The following is a 23957-nucleotide window of genomic DNA, read 5'->3' on the forward strand; positions in this document are numbered from 1 at the left end:
TTCCTTTTGTTTTCAGATCCACATGGGCCGCCCATTTTTAAGCAGCAGGTTAACCATTTCAAGGGGGCTTCTTTAGCTTTTTTCATGATGTCTAGCTGTCGATAGATTCATATTCATTTAATAATTCTTCAAGATCTTCCAACGAGAGTTTGTCATAACCGTAGTCAGAGGACGTTTTTTCGGTTTCATTTTTGCCCGTACAATGGCTGATGACCATTTGCAAACTTTCTTTGAATGCTTGATTCAATTCGCTGATCGTATCTGGAGAATACTCGTATTCGTTAAATGTCGTACTGATCATCAATTGCCTGCCGACAACAACTGAATCGATTTCAACAGAAGCATCTCTTGCACTTTTTTCTCCGATGCTTTGACCTGTTGAAAGCTTTGACGATGAAAATTGTTCAGTCGTCAGATCATGATCGAGCTCACCAAGATAATTGAATAAGATCGGAGGCTTTTCATCCTTTATAAGCCCTTCGTCTTTTCTCAAATACTTGAGGATGCCGTATCCAATTCCGTTATTCGGTATTTTCCGCAAAGTTTCTTTCACGATCTTAATCATCACAGACAAGTCTGTTTCATCTTCTAAGTCGATGAATACCGGATACATTGCGGTGAACCAGCCGACCGTTCTCGTAATATCCACATCTTGCAAAATATCATCTCTTCCATGGCCTTCCATAAGAATTTTCAGCCTGTTTTCCCCCGTCAGCTGCCTTGAGGCGATCAACAAAGCCGTTAAAAGGAGATCATTAATCTGCGTATTGTATGCTTTATGCGCCTCTTTCAGGAGCTGTTCCGTCTCCATTTGGCTGAGGGATATTCTGAGTGTTCTGCTATTTTCATAGTTATCATGTACCGCTTGGCGATGTTTAGGGAGGAATGCCATCTTTCCTTTGGATATCTCCCGCCAATATTCTTGTTCTTTCAGGAGCTTTTTGCTGCTTGCGTACTCAGCCAGTTTTTCGGAAAACGTTTTGTACGAATCCGTTTTATAACCGAGCTCTATCGGTTTGCCTTGCAGGGCTTGACCGTATGCCGCTTCAAAATCCTCGAACAATATTCTCCAGGACACGCCGTCTACCAAAAGGTGATGGATCGCAATCAGCAGATGGTCTCCCTCCGTTGTTTTAAACACGCAGAGCTTGATCATTTTGCCCTCGCTGATGGATATGTCTTTTTGAATATTCGTCGCTATCTGATAAACAGTTTCCTCGAGATTTTTTTCCGTTTTCAAATCATAGACATTCAGATCGAAGACGCTGTCTTCCAAGCCGCGGTTATGCTGAATGATTTCACCGTTCTTCTCCCGATAGACCATCCGTAATGCATCATGGTGTTCTGTGAGTTTACGGATAACCTTTTCGACGATCCTTTCAGCAAACCCGTTTTCCCTGTAGAGCATAAACGCTTGATTATAATGGTTTTGCTCCCTTTGATTCGCTTCAAAAAACGACCTTTGCACAGGAGTCAGCGGCACTTGCCCTTGCACGATTTCGCTGGTGCGAGCTTTCGTTTCTTTTTTGACATATTTACTGAGGTGTCTGATGGACGGATTGGTAAACAGATCTTTAACCTGAAGCTTGAGATCGGCTCTTGATAATTTTGAAACGATTTGCAGAGCCTTAATTGAATCTCCCCCGATTTCAAAAAAATTATCGTTGATTCCGATTTTGTCCCTGTCCAGCACCTCCTGCCAAACAGCGGCCAGCTTTTCTTCCGTTTCATTGCGCGGCGCTTTATATCCGCTTGCCGCTATGGCGTCTCCGGCAGGTTCAGGAAGCGCTTTTCGATCGATCTTTCCGTTTGGCGTGAGGGGCATCTTGTTGATTTGAATAAAATAGGAAGGGAGCATATAATCCGGTAAATGATCGGACAAATATTCCCTCAGTTCATTTGCGTTTGTTTTCGCTCGAGCGACAATATAGGCGCACAGGTACTTATGTCCTTTCTTGTCTTCCCGGTCTATAACGACAGCTTCGCTGATGTTTTGATTTTCCAAAAGCTTCGTTTCAATTTCGCCTGTTTCTATTCTGAAACCGCGAATCTTGACTTGGTGATCGATTCTCCCGAGGAATTCGACATTTCCATCAGGCAGCCACCTTGCCAAGTCTCCCGTTTTATACATCTTCCCCCCGGCGGCAAAACGATTTGGAACAAACCTTTCCTTCGTGAGTTCCGGTTTGTTTAAGTATCCCCTCGCGACCCCTTCACCGCCGATGTACAACTCACCATAAACGCCGACCGGCTGCGGGTTTAATGAGGAATCCAATATATAAAATGCTGTATTGTCCAGCGGCTTTCCTATCGGCGTATTCGCAATCTCTGGAATCCGATCCAAAGCTTCTTCATAATAGCCGGAATCGACAGAAGCTTCTGTGACGCCATAGCTGTTGATGATTCTCATCCTTTGTCCGAACCGTTCAACGAGCCACTTATAATCTTTGATCGTGCAAGTGTCAGAACCCATGATCAACAGCTTCATGCTTGAAAGGTCAAGCTTGTGATGATCGATATATTTCATCAAAGGAATGATCAGGCTTGGCGTCGATTCCAACATATGAATGCCGTATTTGTTGATCATGTCATACAGCAGATTCATTTCCAGTTTGACATCATCCGGGACCATATACATTGTTCCGCCGTTGAGAAGACTGCGGCATAAATCTCCTGCGAATACATCAAACGACATGCTGGCAAGCTGGAGCAGGTTAACTGAAAATGCCAATTCATAGTGCTTTCTCCAAGTATAGTGGGCATGAATGATATTGCGGTGCTCGACCATCACGCCTTTCGGGTTTCCCGTCGTACCCGAGGTATAGATGACGTATGCCAAATCACCGGGGGAATTAAGATGCTCCAGATTGCTTCCATCCGTGTCGTAAGCATCGGCCTGATCGATTTGGATGATTTCTCCGGCAAAGCTGATGCTGCCAATAAGCTGATGCTGGGTCAGCAATAGATCAGCTCCGCTATCCGTGATAAGATATTGGATGCGCTCTTTCGGAAGCCCCGGATCGATCGGCATGTACGCCCCGCCGGCCTTTAGAACCGCCAATATGCCTGTCACCATTTCCAACGAACGCTCCGCCATGATTCCGACTACTGACTCCCGCTGAACCCCTTTTTTCCGCAATGTTCTGGCCAATTGATTCGCTTTTTCATTTAATTCGCGGTATGTCAACATATGATCTTTGAAGACCGCCGCCGGATGATTCGGTGATTTTTCGGCCTGCTCTTCAAACAGCTCAGAAAAAATTCCCGACGGGTGTTCGGCGTTCGTATCATTAAATTGATACAGCACTGTGTTCCTTTGTTCCTCTGAAAGCATGCTGATTTCGTTTAACGGCTTCTGCGGATGATCGGAAATATCTCTTAGGATATTCACGAAATGCTGCGCCAGCGTTTCGGCGGTTTCTTTTTTATACAGCCTTGTGCAGAATTCCAGGTGAAACGTAATGACGCCTGCGGACTCTGCTGCTGCCAGCGACAAATCGAATTTTGAAATCTGAAACTCCAAATCAACGGGTTCAACATGCAATCCCTCTATATCAGGCTCTGCATCATCCAGCGCCTGCATATCAAACATTGTGTCAAATAAGGCATTTCTGCTGATGTCCCGTTCCAAATCTAATTTGTCTACGAGTTCATCGAAAGGATAATCTTGATTTTCATAGGCGTTAAACGTATTTTCTTTTACATCTTGCAAATACTCAATGAATGTCCTGCCGCCTTTCGGATGGTTTCTCATCGCAAGGGTGCCTACGAACATCCCGACCGTCTGTTCCAACTCCTCCCGGGTTCGCCCCGCAATCGGCGAACCGACAATGATATCTTCCTGTCCGGTGTATTTCGAAAGCAGTATTGTATACCCGGCCAACAGCAGCATATACATCGTGACTCCGTTTTCTTTCGCTGTTTTTTTCAGCTTATCCGTCAGCTCTCTTTCGATTGCAAATGCGATTCGATCTCCTTCATAGCTTTGCATTTGCGGCCTTGGAAAGTCCGTCGGCATGTTCAGAACAGGGATGTCGTCTTGAAAAACGGATAGCCAGTATTCTTCCTGTTTTTTCAACCGGTCTTTTTGACAGGACTCTCGCTGCCACTCGGAATAATCTTTATATTGGATCTTTAACGGTGCAAGTTCCTTTTCTTCATATAAAGCCGCCCATTCTTTCATCAAGATCCCGATTGATACGCCATCGGAAATGATATGGTGCATATCAAGCAGGAGAATGTGTTCGGCTGCGTTCACCCTCACCAGCTCCGCTCTCAGAAGAGGGGCTTTTTCCAGGTCAAACGGTCTGATAAATTGATTCATCCGTTCCCGAAGGCTGCAATTGTCAAGCTCCCGGTATTTCATTTCAAATGTGACCTCTCCGTTTATATTCTGAACGGGTTCGCCATTGATGGTCACAAAGGATGTTCTTAAGCTCTCATGTCTTTTGATTAGCGTTTTGAAGGCCTTCTCGGCCTTTTTCGTTTGGAGCCCACCTCTTATTTTCATCGCAAAAGGCATATTGTAGGCGGTTTGGCCTTCTTCGATTTGATTGAGGATGTACAGCCTTTTTTGAGCGGAAGAAAGCGGGTAGTATTCTTTCTTTTTCGCTTTTAGAATGTCGGATTGAACTTGTTTTTGTTTTTGTACGATATAAGCTGCGATGTCTTTAATCGTCGGATGGCTGAAGATTTCCTTTAGCGTCACTTCGACTTTTAATGCCGCTTGAATTTTCGCGGCCATTGAAAAAGCTTTTAACGAGTGTCCGCCGATGTCAAAGAAATGGTCGTTAATCCCGATCTGTTCCGCTGGCAAGATATCCTGCCAGATCGATAAAAGTAAGGCTTCCGTTTGATTGCGCGGGGCTTCGTAGCGGGCTTGGGCAAATGCCCCTCGATCCGGCTCCGGCAATGCCTTAAGATCAGCCTTTCCATTGATCGTGCGGGGAATTTGATCAAGCTTGATAAAGCAGGACGGAATCATATACTCCGGAAGGTCCTTCGCCAAACGTTCTTGAACCTGCTCAATATCTGCGTTTTTGTTATTGAATGCGATGTAGGCGCATAGATATTTGCTGTTTTCCTGATCTTCCTTCGCCACCACGATGGCTTCATTGATATCGTCGTTCATCAGCAACCGGTGTTCGATTTCTTCCAGTTCGATCCGATAGCCGCGGATTTTGACTTGGCTGTCGATTCTCCCTAAAAACTCGATGTTTCCGTCAGACAGCCATCTTGCTAAATCGCCTGTACGATATACTCTCTCGCCTGATTCGTCCAGTACAAAGGCCGCTTTTGTCAATGTTTCATGATTCAAGTATCCCCTTGCGACCCCTTCGCCGCCGATCAATAGTTCGCCCGGTACTCCAACCGGTTGCGGCCGGCCGTATTGATCTGCAATGTATACTTTATAATTGCTTAAAGGCTTGCCGATAGGAATGCTCGTTTTTTTGCGGTCTGCGCTGCTTAGTTGATAATAGGTTGCACAAACTGTCGCTTCCGTGGGACCGTAAGAATTGTAAACGTCGGCGCCTTTGATGATATTTTCGACGTACTCAAATTTTAATACGTCGCCTCCACTGATAAATTTCATCTGCGGATGAAAGGTTAAGTGCTGATTTTTATCGATTTCATTCAATAGAAGCGGGGAGCAGCTGACAAGTGTGACACGATGCTTCCCGATCGTTTTCACCAGTTCATCAATGTTCAGATCGCTTACTTTTCTGCTGATCACCAAGCGCCCTGAGCAAGCTAAAATAGGGTAAACTTCTTCAGAAAATGCATCAAATGAAAAGGATACGACTTGCAAAACTGTATCATCTTCGCTCAAAGGGATCCTTTTCGAAAAAGCATCAACATAATGAACGACATTGCGGTGAGTCGTCATGACACCTTTCGGCCTGCCTGAAGAACCCGAAGTATAAATCACATATGCCAAATCAGAAGCCTTATTGACATTTGGGAGATTTTCTTTGCTGAAAGATCGGGTGTCTTCGGCGGTTATCAGTTGACGCCCGTCTATTTTCGATTTAAAGGGCTCCTGGATGACGACCATATCAGCCCCGCTGTCTTCCAGCATATATTTGACTCTGTCCTCCGGATAATCCGGATCAATTGGCAGATAGGCTCCGCCGGCTTTTAAAATTCCGATAATTCCGATGATCATCTCGAATGAACGGTCTGTCATGATCGCGACAATTGTATCCGGCTTTACGCCCTTCTCTCTTAAAAGCCAGGCCAATTGGTTGGCTTTTTCGTTCAGCTCTCTATATGTCAATTGCTGATCTTCGAATATAACAGCGGGGTGATCCGGTGTTTTTTCAGCCCGCTCTTCAAACAGCCGGCTGAGTGTCTTGTTTTTCGGACCATCTGTCTTCTCATGATTGAATGTATGTAAGATGATGTCTTTCTCCTCTTCCGACATCATCCTAATCTCGCTTAACGCCAGTTCAGGGTGATGAGCAGCGTCTTTTAAAACATTCAAAAAATGTCCGGCCATTCTTTCAATCGTTTCTTTTTTATACAGATCCGTGCAATATTGAAAATCAAATTTCAGGTTGTCTCCATGCAAAAATGCCGTCAGGCTTACATCGAATTTCGCGACATGAAATGGAATATCATACGTGTCAAAATGCCCCCCGCCGGCTTCAGATGCGAAATCATCCGCATGCTGCAGATCAAACATCGTATCAAACAGCGGATTTCTGCTCATGTCCTGTGTCAAGCCCAGATGTTCGATCAATGCATCAAATTGATAATCTTGATTTTCATAGGCGTTCAATGTATTGTTTTTGACCGTTTGGACATATTCGCTAAATGTCATGTTCCCCGTTGGCCGGTTTCTCAGCGCAAGGGTGCCGACAAACATTCCGATTGTCCCGTTTAAATCGGCATGCGGTCTTCCGGCAATCGGCGAGCCGACAATGATATCCTCTTGTCCGGTGTATTTTGACAGCAGAATGGTGTAGCCTGCCAAAAGAAGCATGTACATTGTAACGCCGTTTTTTGCGGCTATCGTCTTCAGTTTTTTTGTGGTGTCCTGATCCAATTCCACAACCGTTCTGTTCCCTTGAAAGCTTCGGATTTTCGGTCTCGGAAAATCAAGCGGCATATTCAATACCGGAATGTCTCCCCGGAAGGTGTTAAGCCAATACGCTTCCTGCTTCTTCAACCGGCTCTGCTGCTCGATGTCTTTCTGCCACTCTGAATAATCTTTATACTGAACCGCCACCGGAGGTAATTCTTTGCCTTCACAGCAGTCGGCGAATTCCTTCATTAATATTCCGATAGAGATGCCGTCTGAAATGATATGATGCATATCAACGATCATCATATGCTCAGCTTCATCCACTTTTACGATTTCCGCTCTTAAAAGCGGGGCTTTTTCTAATTGAAAAGGTTTGATGAAACGGCTGATTTTCTCCTGAATGCTTTGATCCCCCAACTCGCTGTATTCAAGTCGGAACTCGGCTTCCTGTTCGATTTTCTGCACCGGTTCGCCATCGAGCATGACAAAAGAAGTTCTTAACGATTCATGCCTTTTGATGAGCGCTTTCCAAGCCTGTTCAATTCGGCTGATTTGAACTTCACCGTTTATTTTTACAGCCAGCGGCATGTTATAGGCCGTTTTGCTGTCATCAAGCTGATTTAAAATGAACATCCTTTTTTGTTCTCTTGACAAAGGATAGGTTCCGCTTTTAGACGGCGCCGCTTTCGGAAAGCTTCGCTCAATGTCCGTTTCGCACGCTTCCAGCGCGGCGATGATGTCTTCTTTATACCGCTTGATTTGCTGTTTTAAGTCAGCCGTCAATAATTCTTGAGGACCGATGATTTTGATTTTTCCCTTGTTATGGTATAAGGTGATATTTTTCTTTTTCAAATCATTTATGAAGTCCATTATGCTCATACTCATCTCACTCCATTCGTCAGACTTGCGGCCAATATCAGAATCATTTTTTTTGCGAAAAATGGGGCAGCTGTACAATCTATCATTTCAAATGATAGATTGTACAGTGCAATTCCATCACACTTCCTCTTCCGCGTACTCCTCACTAACGGCCGATTCGGCTTCAGCGGTTAATACAAAACGCGCTAATGATTTTGCAGTCGGATGTTTAAAGAACGTGCTGATCCTCATATTAAGGCCAAACGTTTTGTTAATGGAATGAACAGCTTGCATCGCTTTCAGCGAATTCCCCCCCTTGTCGAAGAAATGGCAGGAAATACCCATCCGCTCTGTTCCGAGTACGTCCTCCAAGATGGAAATGATGCGCTGTTCGACATAGTTTCTTGGCGCTTCGTACTCTGCTTCAGTTCCTGCGCTTCTGTCCGGCTCAGGCAGGGCTTTTCTGTCCACTTTCCCGTTTTTGGTGAGCGGCAGCTTGTCCATGTTCACGAAATAGGCGGGAATCATGTATTCCGGGAGCTTTTCACCTAAAAACCCTTTCAGCTCATCAAGGGAAATCTCACGCTTTGCCGTGATATAGGCGCAAATGTACGGGCGGTTCTCTCCGTCTTCTCTGACGGTAACGATCGTCTCGTTGATGTCTTCATGCATCTCCAACCGGCTTTCGATTTCGCCGAGTTCGATCCTGAAGCCGCGGATTTTCACCTGATGGTCGATTCGGCCGATGAATTCGATGTTGCCATCAGGCAGCCATTTCGCTAAATCGCCCGTCTTGTACAGCCTTTCTCCCGGCATAAACGGATGCGGGATGAATTTTTCCGCCGTCAGTTCCTCGCGCTTTAAATATCCTTTGCTTAAACCGTCGCCTGCGATGCACAGCTCTCCGGGAACCCCGATCGGCACGAGCTTGCCGGCTTCATCCATGATCAAGACTGACGTATTCGCCAGCGGGCTGCCGATCGGGATTGTATCGGCTTTTTCATCTATTTCATTGATGAAATAATATGTCGCATATACCGTGCTTTCCGTCGGGCCGTAAACATGAATCAATTTATCCCGGCCGGCATGATCCAGCACTTTTCTCACATGCGGTATCGACGCTCTTTCCCCGCCGAAAAGGATTTTCCGCAGCTTGGCAAGGCAGCCGATATTGATGTCGGCGAGCGTATTGAACAGCGCTGTCGTAATGAACATCACGCTGACTTGTTCTTTTTTTATCACTTCGGCCAGCTCATGTGTATTCAAGACCGTCTCTTTTTCGATCAGGACGAGTGAGGCTCCGTTTAAGAGAGCGCCGAAGATGTCGAACACCGATCCGTCAAACGAATAATTGGACAGCTGGAGAATGGCGTCATCTTCTGTGATGTCGATATAATTGGTATTTTGAACGACTCTCGCCGCACTGTAATGCGGGATGACCACTCCTTTTGGTGTTCCGGTTGAGCCGGACGTGTAGACGATGTACGCTGTATCGCTTGAGCTATTTACACGCGGAAGATTCTCTTCGCCTAGTAAGTGCAACTCGTCCGAACGCAAATCAACGGTTCTTATATCAAAAGGTTGAAGAAGCGAATCTGTTGTTACTAACAATGCCGCACCGCTATTTTTCAACATATAATCGATTCTGTCTCTAGGCGTTTCAGGGTCGATCGGCAAATACGCACCTCCCGCTTTTAAAATGCCAATGATGCCGATGATCATCTCAAAGGAGCGGTCCGCGATGATCGCGGCAATCGAGCCTCTCCCGATCCCTTTTTCCCTGAGGAGTCTCGCGGTTTGGTTTGCTTTCTTATTCAGCTCTCTGTAGGTCATGCGCTGAGAACCGAACACAAGAGCCGTCTGGTCAGGCGTCTTCATGGCCTGTTCCTCAAAAAGCTCATGAAGCGGCTTGTCTTTCGGGTAATTCGTTTTTGTGTCGTTGAATATGTGTAAAATTCTGTGTTTTTCTTCTTTTGACACAAGGTTGATGTCTCGTAATGTTTGTGTCTCATCTTCCGCCACTTGTTCTGCGACGGTGATGATATGCTTTTCTAGTGTTTCGATGATGGTGTTGTCATACACATTTTCGTTAAATGTCAATTTGAGCTTCAGCTGCTCATCTTCTAAAACGCCGGTCAGATTAAAATCATAGTTGGTTCGTTCTTTTCCATGAACACCTTCCAGTTCAAAACCGCTTTCCCCGGATTGGCTTCTGAACAGCTCTTCATCAAACGCATAATTTTGAAAGGCCATGACATGGGTGATCAGCTCTCTTTTCATTTCACTCAGTTCCTGAATTTCCGATAAATTCATATAGCTGTATCGATTGCTTTCGATAGACTCGGCTTGTGTTTTCTTTAACACCTCTTTAAAGCTTCTTGCGCCTTCAAAGCTGATCCGGGTCGGTATTGTATGAATAAACAAGCCGACCATCTCTTCGATGCCGTCAACAGGAGCCTCCCGTCCCGAGACGACGGTTCCGAATACGACTTCATCGGTATTGTTGTATTTGGCGAGAATCATGCCCCAAATTCCTTGAAGAACCGTATTGATGGTGACATGATGCGTCTTGGCGATCCGGGTGATTTTCGTTGTCAGTTCTTTTGAAAACGATATGACTTTTTCTTTGCCGCCATATTCTTCTGACGTTGCGCCGCGATTGAACGCCGGAAGTTCAGACCGCGACTCATACCCTTTTAGATAATCCTTCCAGTATGCCGCCGCTTCTTCTTTATCTTGTTCTTCCAGCCATTTGATATAGTCTCCATACGGCTTCGGCTCTTTTAATCGGCGGGATTCACCTTTCATTATTTTTCCATATAGACTGAACAGCTCGCTCAAAACAATACCCAGACACCAGCCGTCCAGGAGGATGTGGTGATGACTCCAAATCAGCCGATACGATTCGTCATTCATTCTGATCAAACAAATCCTCATGAGGGCTTCACTGCTCAGATCAAAGCCTTTTTCCTGATCTTCTTTTAAATATGTTTCTATGAACCTATGCTGGCGAGTCCGATTTTCGCCTGTCAGATCTATTGATGCGAAAGGCGTTTTCCGTTCTCTAGCTATAATCTGTCTCGGTTCGGATGTGATTTCATATTCAAAAGACGCCCTTAAGATTTCATGCCTCTTCACGATCTCGTGAAAGCTTTCTTCTAAAATGTCCGGATGGACACGTCCTTTTAATTCGATGACAATTTGCTGGTGGTATGCCCCTGATGTCTGATCCATAGCGTTATGAAATAGCATTCCTTTTTGCATGTTGGCCAGCGGATAGATCTTTTCGATTTGAAAAGCGCTGTACTTATCTTTAATACGCTCCAGCTCTTCAAGACCAAGTGAGACATCGCCATAATCGGAAGGCGTCATGTCCGATCCTTCTTTATCAACGCAATGATCGACGATCTTTTCCAGGTTTTCTTTGAATGATTGATTGAGTTGTTCGATTGCGCTTGTTTGGTATTGGTCCTGGTTGAACGTCGTATAGATTGTCAATTCGCCGTTTAAAGAGATCGCATTTATTTCGACGGCGCAGTGCCTAGCGATCTTTCCACCGATGCTTTCGCCCGGTGAAAATGGCGACTGGGAAAATACTTTTCTATTCATATCATTGTTCATTTCTCCAAAATAGTTAAAAGAAAGCGGAGCCTGAGTTTGTATTTTCTGAAGCTCTTCTGTCATGTATTTTAAAACGCCGTAGCCGATTCCTTTATTCGGTATTTTTCTCAACGTTTCTTTGACCATTTTGATATTTTGCGATATTTCTTTTTCTTCTCCCAAATCGATAAAGACCGGATAAACCGTCGTAAACCAGCCGATCGTTCTCGTGATGTCAACACCGTCTAAGATGTCCTCCCTGCCGTGCCCTTCCATCATGACCTTCAATTTGTTTTCTCCGGTGATATCCCTGACTGCGGCGATTAATGCCGTCAGCAAAATATCGTTGATTTCCGTGTTGTAGGCTTTGTTTGCGTTTCGCAAAAGTTTTGCTGTCACGTCTGGGCTGATTCTGATGCACAAGGTCGCGCTGTGTTCAAACGTGTCTCGTTCAAGCTTTTCAGCAGGAATAAATGGAGCATCCGCTTCCAGGGCCTTTTGCCAATACTCCCTTTCCTTTAACAGCCTGCGGCTTTGGGCATACTTCTTCAATTGACGGGCGAACTCTTGGTATGAATCCGTTTTGTATCCGATGTCGAGAGGTTTGCCTTTCAATGCCTGAAGGTACAATGTTTCAAAATCCTCGAACAAAATTCTCCACGATACGCCGTCAACGACAAGATGATGGATCGCAATGAGCAGGTGATCGCCCTCATCAGCCCGGAAGATGCCAAGATGAACGAGTTTTCCTTTTCTAATCGATGATTTTTTTTGAATGCCTGTCGCCAGCTCAAACACCTTTTCCGCTTGATTGTCAAGGCCTCTTACATCATAAACATCCAGGTCGAACAAGTTTTCACGATAGCCTCTGTTGTATTGAATGATGTCTCCGTCTTTTTCTTCATAGATCATTCTTAACGCGTCATGCTGCTCCAGTATTTTATTGAAGGCTGTTCTGACGAAGTTTTCGTCATAGCCGTCTTTTCTAAAGAGCATAAATGACTGGTTGAAGTGGTCAAGCTCCTCTTTGTTGTTCGCAAAATATCTCTTTTGGATAGGAAGCAGTTCCGTCTCACCTGTAACGGGTTTGTTATGTTTGCGATGTCTCGTTTCTTCTGTGATCAATCGGCTGAGATCCTTTATTTTCGGATTGGCGAACAGCGCCTTCATCTCAAGTTTCAGGTTCATCTTTGCCAGCCTGGAAACGATCTGGAGCGCCTTGATCGAGTCTCCCCCTGCCGCAAAGAAATGGTGGCTGATCCCGATGTCCTCGGCACCGAGAATCTCTCTCCAGACTTGCACGAGTTTTCGTTCGATTTCATTTCGGGGCGGATCGTACCGAGTTCCTTCTATTAAATTTCCGTCCCCCTCAGGCAGTGCGCTTCTGTCCACTTTACCGCTTGGGGTGCGCGGGAGCCTGTCAAGCTTAACAAAATAGGACGGAATCATATAATCAGGCATTTCCCTTTCAAGAAATTGTCGTACATCAGCTGCAGGCAATTCCTGATCAGACGCGAAATAGGCGCATAAATAGCTGTTGCCGTTTTGATCCTTTCCTGAGATCACCGCCGCTTCTTTAATCTTCTCATGTGACAAGAGCTGCTGTTCCACTTCGCCAAGCTCTATTCGATAGCCGCGGATTTTCACTTGATGATCGGCGCGTCCCAAAAACTCAATCTGTCCATCAGGAAGCCACATCGCCAAATCTCCGGTTTTGTACATTTTTTTGCCCGGCTCAAATGGATGGTCGACAAACTTTTCCGCCGTAAGCTCAGGTCTGTTTACATACCCTCTGGCAACCCCTTCGCCTGCTATGCATAGTTCTCCGGCAATCCCAACCGGCAGAGGGTGGAGGTCTTTGTCCACAATATAGATGCTTGTATTGAGAAGCGGTCTGCCGATCGGAATGGACGGTGTTTGCGGCACTTTTCCCGATTCGATTTGATGTGAAGCAGCATCAACACAGCACTCTGTCGGGCCGTATACATTCGTGATATTGCATGACAGATTCGGGAATTTATGAAATAGGCCGCCTATGACATCAGGTGTTAAAGCATCTCCGCCGACAATCAATTCCTTCAGATCGAATTCGAGTTCCGTTTTGTCTACATACGCCAGCATGTTTAAATGAGCAGGCGTCATGTCCGATACATTGATGTTGTTTTTCGAATAATACTCAATTAAACTCATCGCATCCCAAGCTGTCTCGCGCGGGACGATGCAAAGGGTATGCCCGAAGAGAAGCGCTGCGAATATTTGTTTGACAGAGGCATCAAATATATAAGGCGCAACCAGTGCTACATTTAAATGAGCATCGAGATGATGGTAAATTCTTTCATTTAATCCATGAACAAGATTGTTCACACTATGATGCTCGATCATGACGCCTTTCGGTTTTCCAGTGGATCCCGATGTATAGATGACATATGCCAAATGCTCCGGCTTGATGTCATGCTTAAGGTTTTCCACGTGGTCATTTTGTCCGGTTTGATCAATCCGGATGATGTCTCCGGCATAAGCTTCACCCAGATCCACATCGCCTGCCGCGCATAATACGCTGACATCGCTGTCTTTTAACATGTAGCTTATTCTTTCCTGCGGATACGCCGGATCGATTGGCAGATAGGCTCCGCCAGCTTTCAAAATACCCATAATACCGACGATCATTTCGATTGACCGTTCTGTGAGAATCCCTGCTATCACATCAGGGCCTACTCCTTTTTGACGCAAGGTGAAAGCCAGGCTGTTCGCCCTTTCATTCAGCTCCCTGTAAGAAATCGTTTCATCCCCGAAGGCAACCGCCGGATGATCAGGCGTTTTTTCCGCCTGCTTTTCAAACAGCTCCGGTATCGTCATCTCTTTGCAGAACACACCGTCTGTTCGGTTAAAATCATACAGAACCCGATGTCTTTCACCCTTTGTCAGGACATCTATCTGATTGATGGCAATGTCCGGATGATCCGCCGCTTGTTCCAACAAGCTGATCAGGTGTTCAGATAGTCTTTCCATTCTTTCCTTGTTGAATAGCGTCGTTGAATACTCAACTTCCAATCTTAATCCGTCTGCCGCTTCACTCGCAGTCACTGTGATGTCAAACTTGGAAATGCCGCGCTTGATCTCCACCAGTCTGCTTCTCAGCCCCTCTGCTTCAAACGGCTTTACGTCTGTGTTATGGTACACGAGCATCGTATCAAAGAGCGGGTTTCGGGCCATGTCCCGTTTGATGTTTACTTTTTCTACAAGCTCTTCAAACGGATAATCCTGGTTTTCATAAGCCTGAAGCGTGTTTTCTTTTACCTCTTGCAAATAATGTCTGAAAGTCTTTTTCCCTTCCGGATGGTTTCTGATCGCCAAGGTATTGACAAACATGCCGATGAGATGTTGAATATCCTCATGATTTCTCCCTGCAGCCGGAGTCCCGACGATGATATCTTCCTGACCTGTATATTTGGAAAGCAGCGCTGTATAACCGGCCAACAGAAGCATGTACATCGTAACGCCGTTTTCTTTCGCCATATGCTGAAGCTTGCGGAATGTTTCACTTTCGATTGCTGCAGTGACGGTGTCACCTTCAGAGCTTTTCGTCAGCGGCCTTTTATGATCTGTCGGGAGATCAAGGACCGGGATATCGCCTTTATACGTCTTCAGCCAGTATTCTTCCTGTCTTTTCAGCTCCTCGCTACGGGCATGGCTATTTTCCCATTCTGCGTAATCTTTATATTGAATATCGAACGGTTCCAGTGATTTCCCTTCATACAGTGCTCCCAGCTCTTGAATGAAGATGTCGGTGGACACGCCATCGGAAATGATATGGTGCATATCGAACATCAGCAAGTGCTCACGTTCATTCACTTTGACGACCTCCGCCCTTAAAAGCGGTGCTTTTTCCAATTGAAACGGCCTGATAAAGCTTTTGATTTTTTCTTCGGCACTTTCTTTGCCGATGTCACTGTATGCGACTTGAAAATCGATCTCGTTTTCAATCTGCTGCATCACTTCACCGTCGATCATGACAAATGAAGTTCGAAATGATTCATGTCTTTTAATCATATTTTTGAATGTATTCTCAAATCGGCGGATATCAAAATCGCCTTCGAGCGTCATGGCAAAAGGCATGTTATATGCAACATGACTGCCTGCTTGAGAAAGGATATAGAGCCTTTTTTGCGCTGAAGACAATCGGTAATATGGTTTTTCTTCCGTTTTTCCTAACGATGTAAAAGTACTTTCCTTCGCCGCACCGATATATTCCCTCAGCCCTTTAATCGTCGGGGTATCGAATATTTGTCTTAAAGGCAGCTTGACATTCAGTTCTTTATGAATAGTTGATACCAAAGCGGCGGCTTTAAGCGAATGCCCGCCGGCTTCAAAGAAGCTGCTGTTGATTCCGATTTTATTGATTCCTAAAGCCTCTTCCCATATGGAAACAAGTTTTTCTTCCATCTGATCCCGCGGCGCTTCATAGCAGCGATCCATTGTGATGCTCCGTTCCGGAACCGGAAGGCTTTTCTTGTCCACTTTTCCATTCACGGTAAGCGGCAGCCCGTCAAGCTGGACAAAGTGCTGAGGAATCATATAATCCGGAAGGCTTTTCTTTAAAAACGCTCTGATCTTTTCCGGTTCTACTTCCTTTTTAGCCGTTACATATGCGCAAAGATACGGGTCATGATCTCCGTCTTCTCTTGCGATGACCGCCGCTTCTTCAATCTTTTCATATTTAAGCAGCTGGTTCTCGATCTCGCCGGGTTCGATCCGATAGCCGCGAATCTTAACCTGCTGGTCAACCCGTCCCAAAAACTGAATGTTTCCATCCGGCAGCATTTTGGCAAGATCACCTGTGCGGTACATTCTTTCCCCGGGTGCAAACGGATTTTCGATGAATTTTTCCCGAGTCAATTCCGGTCTGTTTACATACCCGCGGGCCAGCCCTTCCCCGGCGATGCAGAGCTCACCGCTGGCTCCGAGCGGACAAAGCTGAAGGTCTTTGTTCAATATATACACTTTGACGTTATCGATCGGTTTTCCGATCGGAATATTTTGATACGATTTGTCGATTGGAAAACTTGTAGCAACGACTGTATTCTCCGTCGGTCCGTAATTGTTTACGATTTGATAGCTTTTTTCTTTAAAGACGTTTAATTTATCTCCGCCCGTTAACAGCGTTCTTAACGAATGATTGTCAAGCGCTGTAAATTGTTCGCAGACTGGTGTCGGCAAAAAGCTGATCGTAATATGATGGTTATGAAAATACCGGTTCAGCTTTTCAACATCCAGCCTTGTCTCCTGATTGAGGACATGAACGGTGGCTCCCGCTGTTATATAAGGGAACAGCTCCCAGACAAAAGCGTCGAAGCTGATGCTCGCATAAATCGAGCTGTTGTCGTTTTGTCCGACTTCAAAACAGGATTGATGCCAGCGGCACAAGTTGATCAATGATTGATGCTCGATCATCACGCCTTTTGGCTTTCCTGTTGAACCCGACGTATAGATGACATATGCAAGGTCGCCGCTTTGATTGACATTGTCAATGTTTGACCGATCCTGCCCGGCAATCCTCTCATCATCCATATGAATCAACTCGATCGATTCCGCCGTAAGCTCCTCGGCCAGCGGAACGTCAGAGATGATGACTTTGACTTCACTGTCAAAAGCCATGTATCTCATCCGCTCCAGAGGATACTCAGGATCAATCGGCAAATAGGCGCCGCCTGCTTTCAGCACACCGAGAACCGCTGCAATCATATCGGACGACCGCTCCATCACGATCCCGACGAGCGTATCCGGCTTGACACCTTTTTCTCGCAACAGCCTTGCCACTTGATTTGCTTTTTCATTCAACTGTCGGTACGTCAGTTTTTGATCTTCAAAAACAACCGCAGTGTGATCTGGTATTCGATTCACCTGCTCCTCAAACAGCTGGTGGATTGCTTTTCCTTTTGGATATGCCGTCTTTGTATGGTTGAAGGACTCTAAAAGTGTCCGTTTTTCTTGACGGGATATCATATCGATTTGATGTAAAGTAACATCAAGGTTTTCTGAAACTTCCTCTAAAATCCTGAAATAATCTTCCGCTATCTTTTGAATCGTCTCTTCCTTGAAAAGGTTTGTCGAATATTCAATGTTCAATACGATCTTTTGTTCAAAATCCAACACATTAAAGATCATGTCAAATTTTGCATTGTCCAGTTCAAAGATGATCGGACTCAGCTTGACATCGCCTTTCTGTTTGGTAAACATCCTGGCATCTTCCAGAACAAACATCGTGTCGAACAAAGGATTGCGGTTAGACTCCCGTACACCATTGAGTTTGCGGATCAAATCATCAAACGGATACTCGGAATTGTCAAAGGCCGCTATCGTACGCTCTTTCGTCTGCTGCAAAAATTCTTTAAAGCTGTTGGAAGTATCAATCTCGTTCCGCAAAGCAAGTGTATTTACAAAAACGCCGAATACATCTTGTAGATCAGGATGCAGCCTTCCCGCAGCAGCCGTTCCGACAACGATATCTGTTTGATTTGTATATTTATTTAAAAGCACATAATATGCGCTCAGCATCACCGTATAAAGAGTTGTTCCGGTGTGTTTCGCCAGCTTCCTTATATGATCTGACAGCTCCCGCTCCATTTCCAAAAACACGCTGCTTCCTTCAAACGTGTCGATATGATGACGTTTATAGTCATAAGGAAAGTCCAGCTTTGACGGTATATCGCGATAAACGTCAAGCCAATAAGCTTCCTGCTTTTTCATCGCGGCTGATTGATTAAATGTATGATTCCATTCCACATAATCTTTATATTGCACATTTACTTCCGGCAATGGCACATTGCTATAAAGTTCCAATATTTCATTCATCAGGATCCCTTGAGAAACCCCGTCACTGATGATGTGGTGAAAATTTATGACCAGTATATGCCTATTATCGTCGATTTTGATCAGCTTGGCCCTCATAAGAGGCGGCCTGCTCAAATCAAAAGGCTTAATGGATTCTTTACAGTACCTGCTTGTGATCTCCATTAAAGCATGCTGATCTGTAATTGAAGCGTCTAAGCACTCGTATTCGAGGCGGAATTCGACATTCTCATAAATTTTTTGGATGAGTTCATTGTTTTGAATTTCAAACCCGGTTCGCAAAACTTCATGTCTTTGCAAAAATGTCTTCAATGCGTTTTCAAGCTGTATGGCGTTTATCCGGCCTTCGACAAGAAGGGCCATCGGAATATGGTAAGCTCCCCTTTCATTTTCCAGCATCGACAGCATATACATTCTTTGTTGGGCAGGGGATGTCGGATAATACTCTTTTTCGTGAGCTGTTTGAATCGGATGTTCCATATCGCTTTCTTCTCTGTTTTTCAAATAGTGGTCCAAAGCGATGATTGAATCATTTTTAAAGATTTCGCTGATCGGCATCTCAACATTCATTCGTTTGTTGATTTCCGTGATGATGGATATCGCTTTGAGTGAGTCTCCGCCGATTTCATAATAGCTGACATGAAGATTGATGCTGTCTAGGCCAAATATATCTTTCCAAATCTCCAGAAGCATGGCTTGTGTTTCATTCTCCGGCAGCATCGATCCGCCTCGTTGACCTTCATCTGCGGTATGCTGTTCAGCCAAGTCATGGAGCGTGCGCTTATCGACTTTTCCGTTTACAGTTAACGGGATTTTGTCAATTTCCACGAATTTCGCAGGAATCATATAGTCAGGCAGCGTTTTTTGCAAAAATTCCTTTACATCTAATTGGCTGATCGCGTTCTCTGCTACAACAAAAGCGTATAAGTTTTTGATTCCATCCGGACTTGTGTAATCAATAACCGATGCCTTCGTAATCTCCTGATGGCTTACGAGAGTATTTTCAATTTCCCCCATTTCCACTCTGTAGCCTCTGATCTTCACCTGGCTGTCTTTTCTTCCGAGAAACTCTACATAACCGTCCTCTTTCAAGACGCCATAGTCACCCGTTTTATAGATGTAACCTAATTCCTGATGATGGATAAATGAATGATCCGTTTTTTCTTGATCATGAATATACCCGCTTGCTACCCCTGCTCCGCCTATGTACAGCTCTCCTTCGACACCGACGGGACATAATTGTTTATTCTGGTTCAATACGTATATTTTTTGATTGGCCAGCGGTTTTCCATAAGGAATGCTTTTCCAGTCTTCCTCTACTTTTTGAATCGGATAGTAGATCGACCAGATCGATCCCTCTGTTGCGCCTCCCAAACTAATCACTTCTGCGTTTTTAAACGTCTTCTTTATGGTTGCAGGCAACTGAAGCGGTATCCAGTCTCCGCTTAGCAGGATGAGTCTGAGATGATGATTGAGCTCGTTGGCCGGGTATACATCGGCCGTCATTCCCATAATCGCCGGAACAGAATTCCAAATTGTAATCCGTTCTTTTTCGACTGTCTCTTTCAGACTGAATACATCCCTTTGGTCATCAATGATGACAAGTGACGCCCCGCTGCTTAAAGCGCCAAACACGTCATAAACAGATAAATCAAAGCACAATGAGGAAATGCCCATTATGTTATCTTGTTCTGTGACGTTGAATTTTTCATTGATATCGAGAATGGTATTCGCTGCGGCACCATGCGTAATCTGAACGCCTTTTGGCTTGCCTGTGCTTCCTGACGTAAAGATGACATATGCCATGTCATCCAAATCGACTTTTCGGTCAACCGGCGCTTTTGAGAAGCGCTCGATATGTTCTTTGTCATACACGTCATGGCTGATGAAGAATTTGCAGTTGCTTTTTGATTGGATATACGCCTTTCTTTCTTCTGGATAATCCGGATCGAGAGGGATATAAGCTGCTCCAGTCTTCAATACAGCCAATAAATTGACAATCGTCCCCAGGCTTCTTTTGCCGATGACACCGATATAGTCGCCCCTTTCAACCCCTTTTCCAATGAGAAATCTTGCGACCTGGTTGGATTTTTCGTCAAGCTCCTGATAGGTCATCACCTCATCATGATGCTTGAGTGCCACTCTGTCAGGTCCATGTTTAACCTGGCCGGTAAACAATTCGTGCAAGGGCTCGGTATCGAAAGATTGATCTGTGTCATTATAGGCGCTGATCATCTGGCGGCTTTTTTCATTTATTTGGATGGTTGAAACGTCCTCGCCGGATACGGCTTTCTGGATGACTGCGATATACTCGTCAAACATCGATTCAATTACTTCATGTTCAAAAATTTGCTCCACATAGTCCCATGTAATATAAAGGCCGCCGTTTATTTCATATACTTGGTTGTCAATGTATACTTGCGACGTTCTCGTGCTAAAGAAATGAATGTTGTCAAAATCGACAAGACTGTCAAATGAGTCGTCGGGATTTTCACTCAGCACGCTTGTGAATACGATCGGCATGACCGCTTTTTTATTCATGCCATTCTTTTTGGCGATGTTTCTAATCACATCAACTCCGTCATAATGTCTGTGTTCCAGTGCTTCTAAAAGCGTGTCCTGAACATTTAAAGCAAATCTCCAGAAAGAGCTCGTGTTTTCTTCGGCATGGATGTCCAGCAGCATTAAAGAGGTAAAATCTCCGATCATGTTTTTGACATCCGGATGAAACGGGATTCTGTTAAATACGGTTAAATTGATAGCAAAGTGGTTTTGCCGGCTCCAATAAGCTAAAATATAGGCATATGCAGCACAAAGGACTGAGGTCGGCGTGAGATGATAATGCCGGGCTTTCTTTTTTAATTCATTCCATGTATGTCCATCCAAAAACGTTGAAAACTTCTTGAACGAAGGTTTCGCTACATGGGCTGGATCTGATTTAAGAGGCAGCTTAGGCGCACTTGGAAAATGATCCAGTTTATCCAGCCAATATTTTTGATCTTTTTGATATCTGCTTGTTTGCTTAAAATCGATCGAGGCCAAAACATAATCTCTGAAGCTGTATGCTAGTGAAGGCAGTTTGAGGCCGGGGTTTTCATATAGTTGTTTAAACTCCCTGATTAATCGTTTCATACTGCTGTCATCGCAAATGAGCGGGTCCACATTGAGGAAAAAATATTTTTTCTCTCCCGGCAGCATAAACGTTTTGAGTTCAAACAAAGGCCATACACTTGGATCAATGATCTTTGATGTCATCTTCTCCCGCTGTTCTAAAATTCTGGCGTTGATTTCTTCTTCTGTGAAACCTCTTAAATCCTGAGTTTCGATTGTATAACGTTGTGTTGCTTCGAGAATTTTTTGCGTTCCGTTTTCAAATACGATCGTGCGGAGAATCGGATGCCTGTCAATCAATTTTTGCAGTGTCAGCTGAAATCGATTCAAATCGACATCAGCTTCAAATTCGACAGTTAAATTCGTAGCGACTCCGCCGATTTCGAACGACTCATCTCTTCCAACTAAATAAGCCAGCTGAATGCCTGTAAGCGGGAATGTTTCATGGATATTTTCCGGATCGGCAGCCCTTGTCACGAAGCCGTCTCCCTTGTCTTCTTGTTGATTAGCTTCGATAAAAGCGCTCAATTCCTTTATGGTCGCAAGCTTAAATAGCTGATGCAGCGGAATTTCAACATTCATTTTTTCCTTTATTTTGGCGATGAGCTCCATCGCATGCAATGAATGTCCGCCCATTTGTGCAAAATGATCATGAATGCCCGCTTTTTCAACGTGCAAAACATCCTGCCAAACAGCTGCCAGCTTTTCTTCCGTTTCATTTCGCGGCGCTTCATATTCGTTTTCCACCCCCGCCGTTCTGTCCGGCTCAGGCAGGGCTTTTCTGTCCACTTTTCCGTTTTTGGTGAGGGGCAGCTTGTCCAATTTGACAAAATATGCGGGGATCATGTAGTCCGGAAGCTTTTCACCTAAAAATCCTTTCAGCTCATCAAGGGAAATCTCATGATTTGCCGTGATATAGGCGCAAATGTACGGGCGGCTTTCTTCGTCTTCCCGGACGATGACGATCGTCTCATTGATGTCTTCATGCATCTCCAGCCGGCTTTCGATTTCGCCGAGTTCGATCCTGAAACCGCGGATTTTCACCTGGTGGTCGATTCGGCCGATGAATTCGATGTTGCCGTCAGGCAGCCATTTCGCTAAATCACCTGTTTTGTACAGCCTTTCTCCCGGAATGAACGGATGCGGGATGAATTTTTCCGCCGTCAGTTCCTCGCGGTTTAAATATCCTTTGCTTAAACCATCACCTGCGATGCACAGCTCTCCGGGAACCCCGATCGGCACGAGCTTGCCGGCTTCATCCATGATCAAGACTGACGTATTCGCCAGCGGGCTGCCGATCGGGATTGTATCGGCTTTTTCATTTATTTCATTGATGAAATAATATGTCGCATATACCGTGCTTTCCGTCGGGCCGTAAACATGAATCAATTTATCCCGGCCGACATGATTCAGTACTTTTCTCACATGCGGTATCGACGCTCTCTCCCCGCCGAAGAGGATTTTTCGTAAATTCGACAGACAGTCGACATGAATATCTGCAATCATGTTGAACAGTGCCGTCGTAATGAACATCACGCTGACCTTCTCCTCATTGATAGCGCTTCCAAGTCTATTGATGTTCAATAACGCTTCCTTCTCAATCATGACCAGCGACGCTCCGTTTAATAAAGCGCCGAAGATGTCGAACACTGATCCGTCAAACGAATAATTGGACAGCTGGAGGATCACGTCGTCTTCTGTGATATCGATATAATTGGTATTTTGAACGACCCTTATGACACTGTAGTGCGGGGTGACGACGCCTTTTGGCGTTCCCGTGGAACCTGATGTGTAGATAATATAGGCGGTATCGCCGGAATCATTGACAGAACTGAGCGGTTCTTTACTGAATCCGTCTGAAGCCTCTTTGTCCAGCTGAACGATGTCAGCCTCACAATCGATTCCGTCTGCCGCTTTTCCTTGCGTTAGCAGCACCGCGGCTTTCGTGTCGCTGAGCATGAAGGCCATTCTGTCTTTCGGCGTTTCAGGGTCGATCGGCAGATACGCACCTCCCGCTTTTAAAATGCCAATGATGCCGATGATCATTTCAAAGGAGCGCTCCGCGATCATCGCGGCAATCGAGCCTCTGCCGATCCCTTTTTCCCTGAGAAGTCTCGCGGTTTGGTTTGCTTTTTCATTCAGCTCTCTGTAGGTCATGCGCTGAGCACCGAACACAAGAGCCGTATGGTCAGGCGTCTTCATGGCCTGTTCCTCAAAAAGCTCATGAAGCGTCTTGTTTTTTGGATAATCGGTCTTTGTGTTGTTAAAATGTAGGATCAGTTCTTTTTCATTCTCTGTCATTTTGTGAAATACCCCATTTTCTAATGAATGTTTAGCAACCATATAAAAATTCTCCTTTTTGATAAAATATTCACCATAATATTGGTCTGTAGTTGCTCTTTTACCGATTTTTTATTGAACCTCCGTCTTGTGAAAACAGATTATCAAAAATAATCATTATTTTCCATGGGAATATTGTTTAATAATGGTTAATTTTTTATGAATTGGATAT

General features: G+C 44.9%; 2 protein-coding genes. Both read right to left on the minus strand.

The features are described 5' to 3' along the window. Positions 1 to 91: 91 nt before the first annotated feature. Positions 92 to 7906 (minus strand): bacitracin non-ribosomal peptide synthetase BacB, encoded by a 7815-nt coding sequence (gene bacB / locus M1D67_RS13300; protein ID WP_479831334.1) that lies wholly within the window; start codon positions 7904 to 7906, stop codon positions 92 to 94. A gap of 117 nt (positions 7907 to 8023) precedes the next feature. Beyond that, complete coding sequence (bacA, locus tag M1D67_RS13305) at positions 8024 to 23788, minus strand: bacitracin non-ribosomal peptide synthetase BacA (protein ID WP_479831335.1); 15765 nt, start codon at positions 23786 to 23788, stop codon at positions 8024 to 8026. Positions 23789 to 23957: the final 169 nt, after the last annotated feature.

This window comes from Bacillus sp. PK6-025 (assembly GCF_056530265.1).

Coding starts and splice junctions, on each gene's coding strand:
- bacB (WP_479831334.1), bottom strand. CDS start 7,906: ATGAGCATAATGGACTTCATAAATGATTTGAAAAAGAAAAATATCACC.
- bacA (WP_479831335.1), bottom strand. CDS start 23,788: ATGGTTGCTAAACATTCATTAGAAAATGGGGTATTTCACAAAATGACA.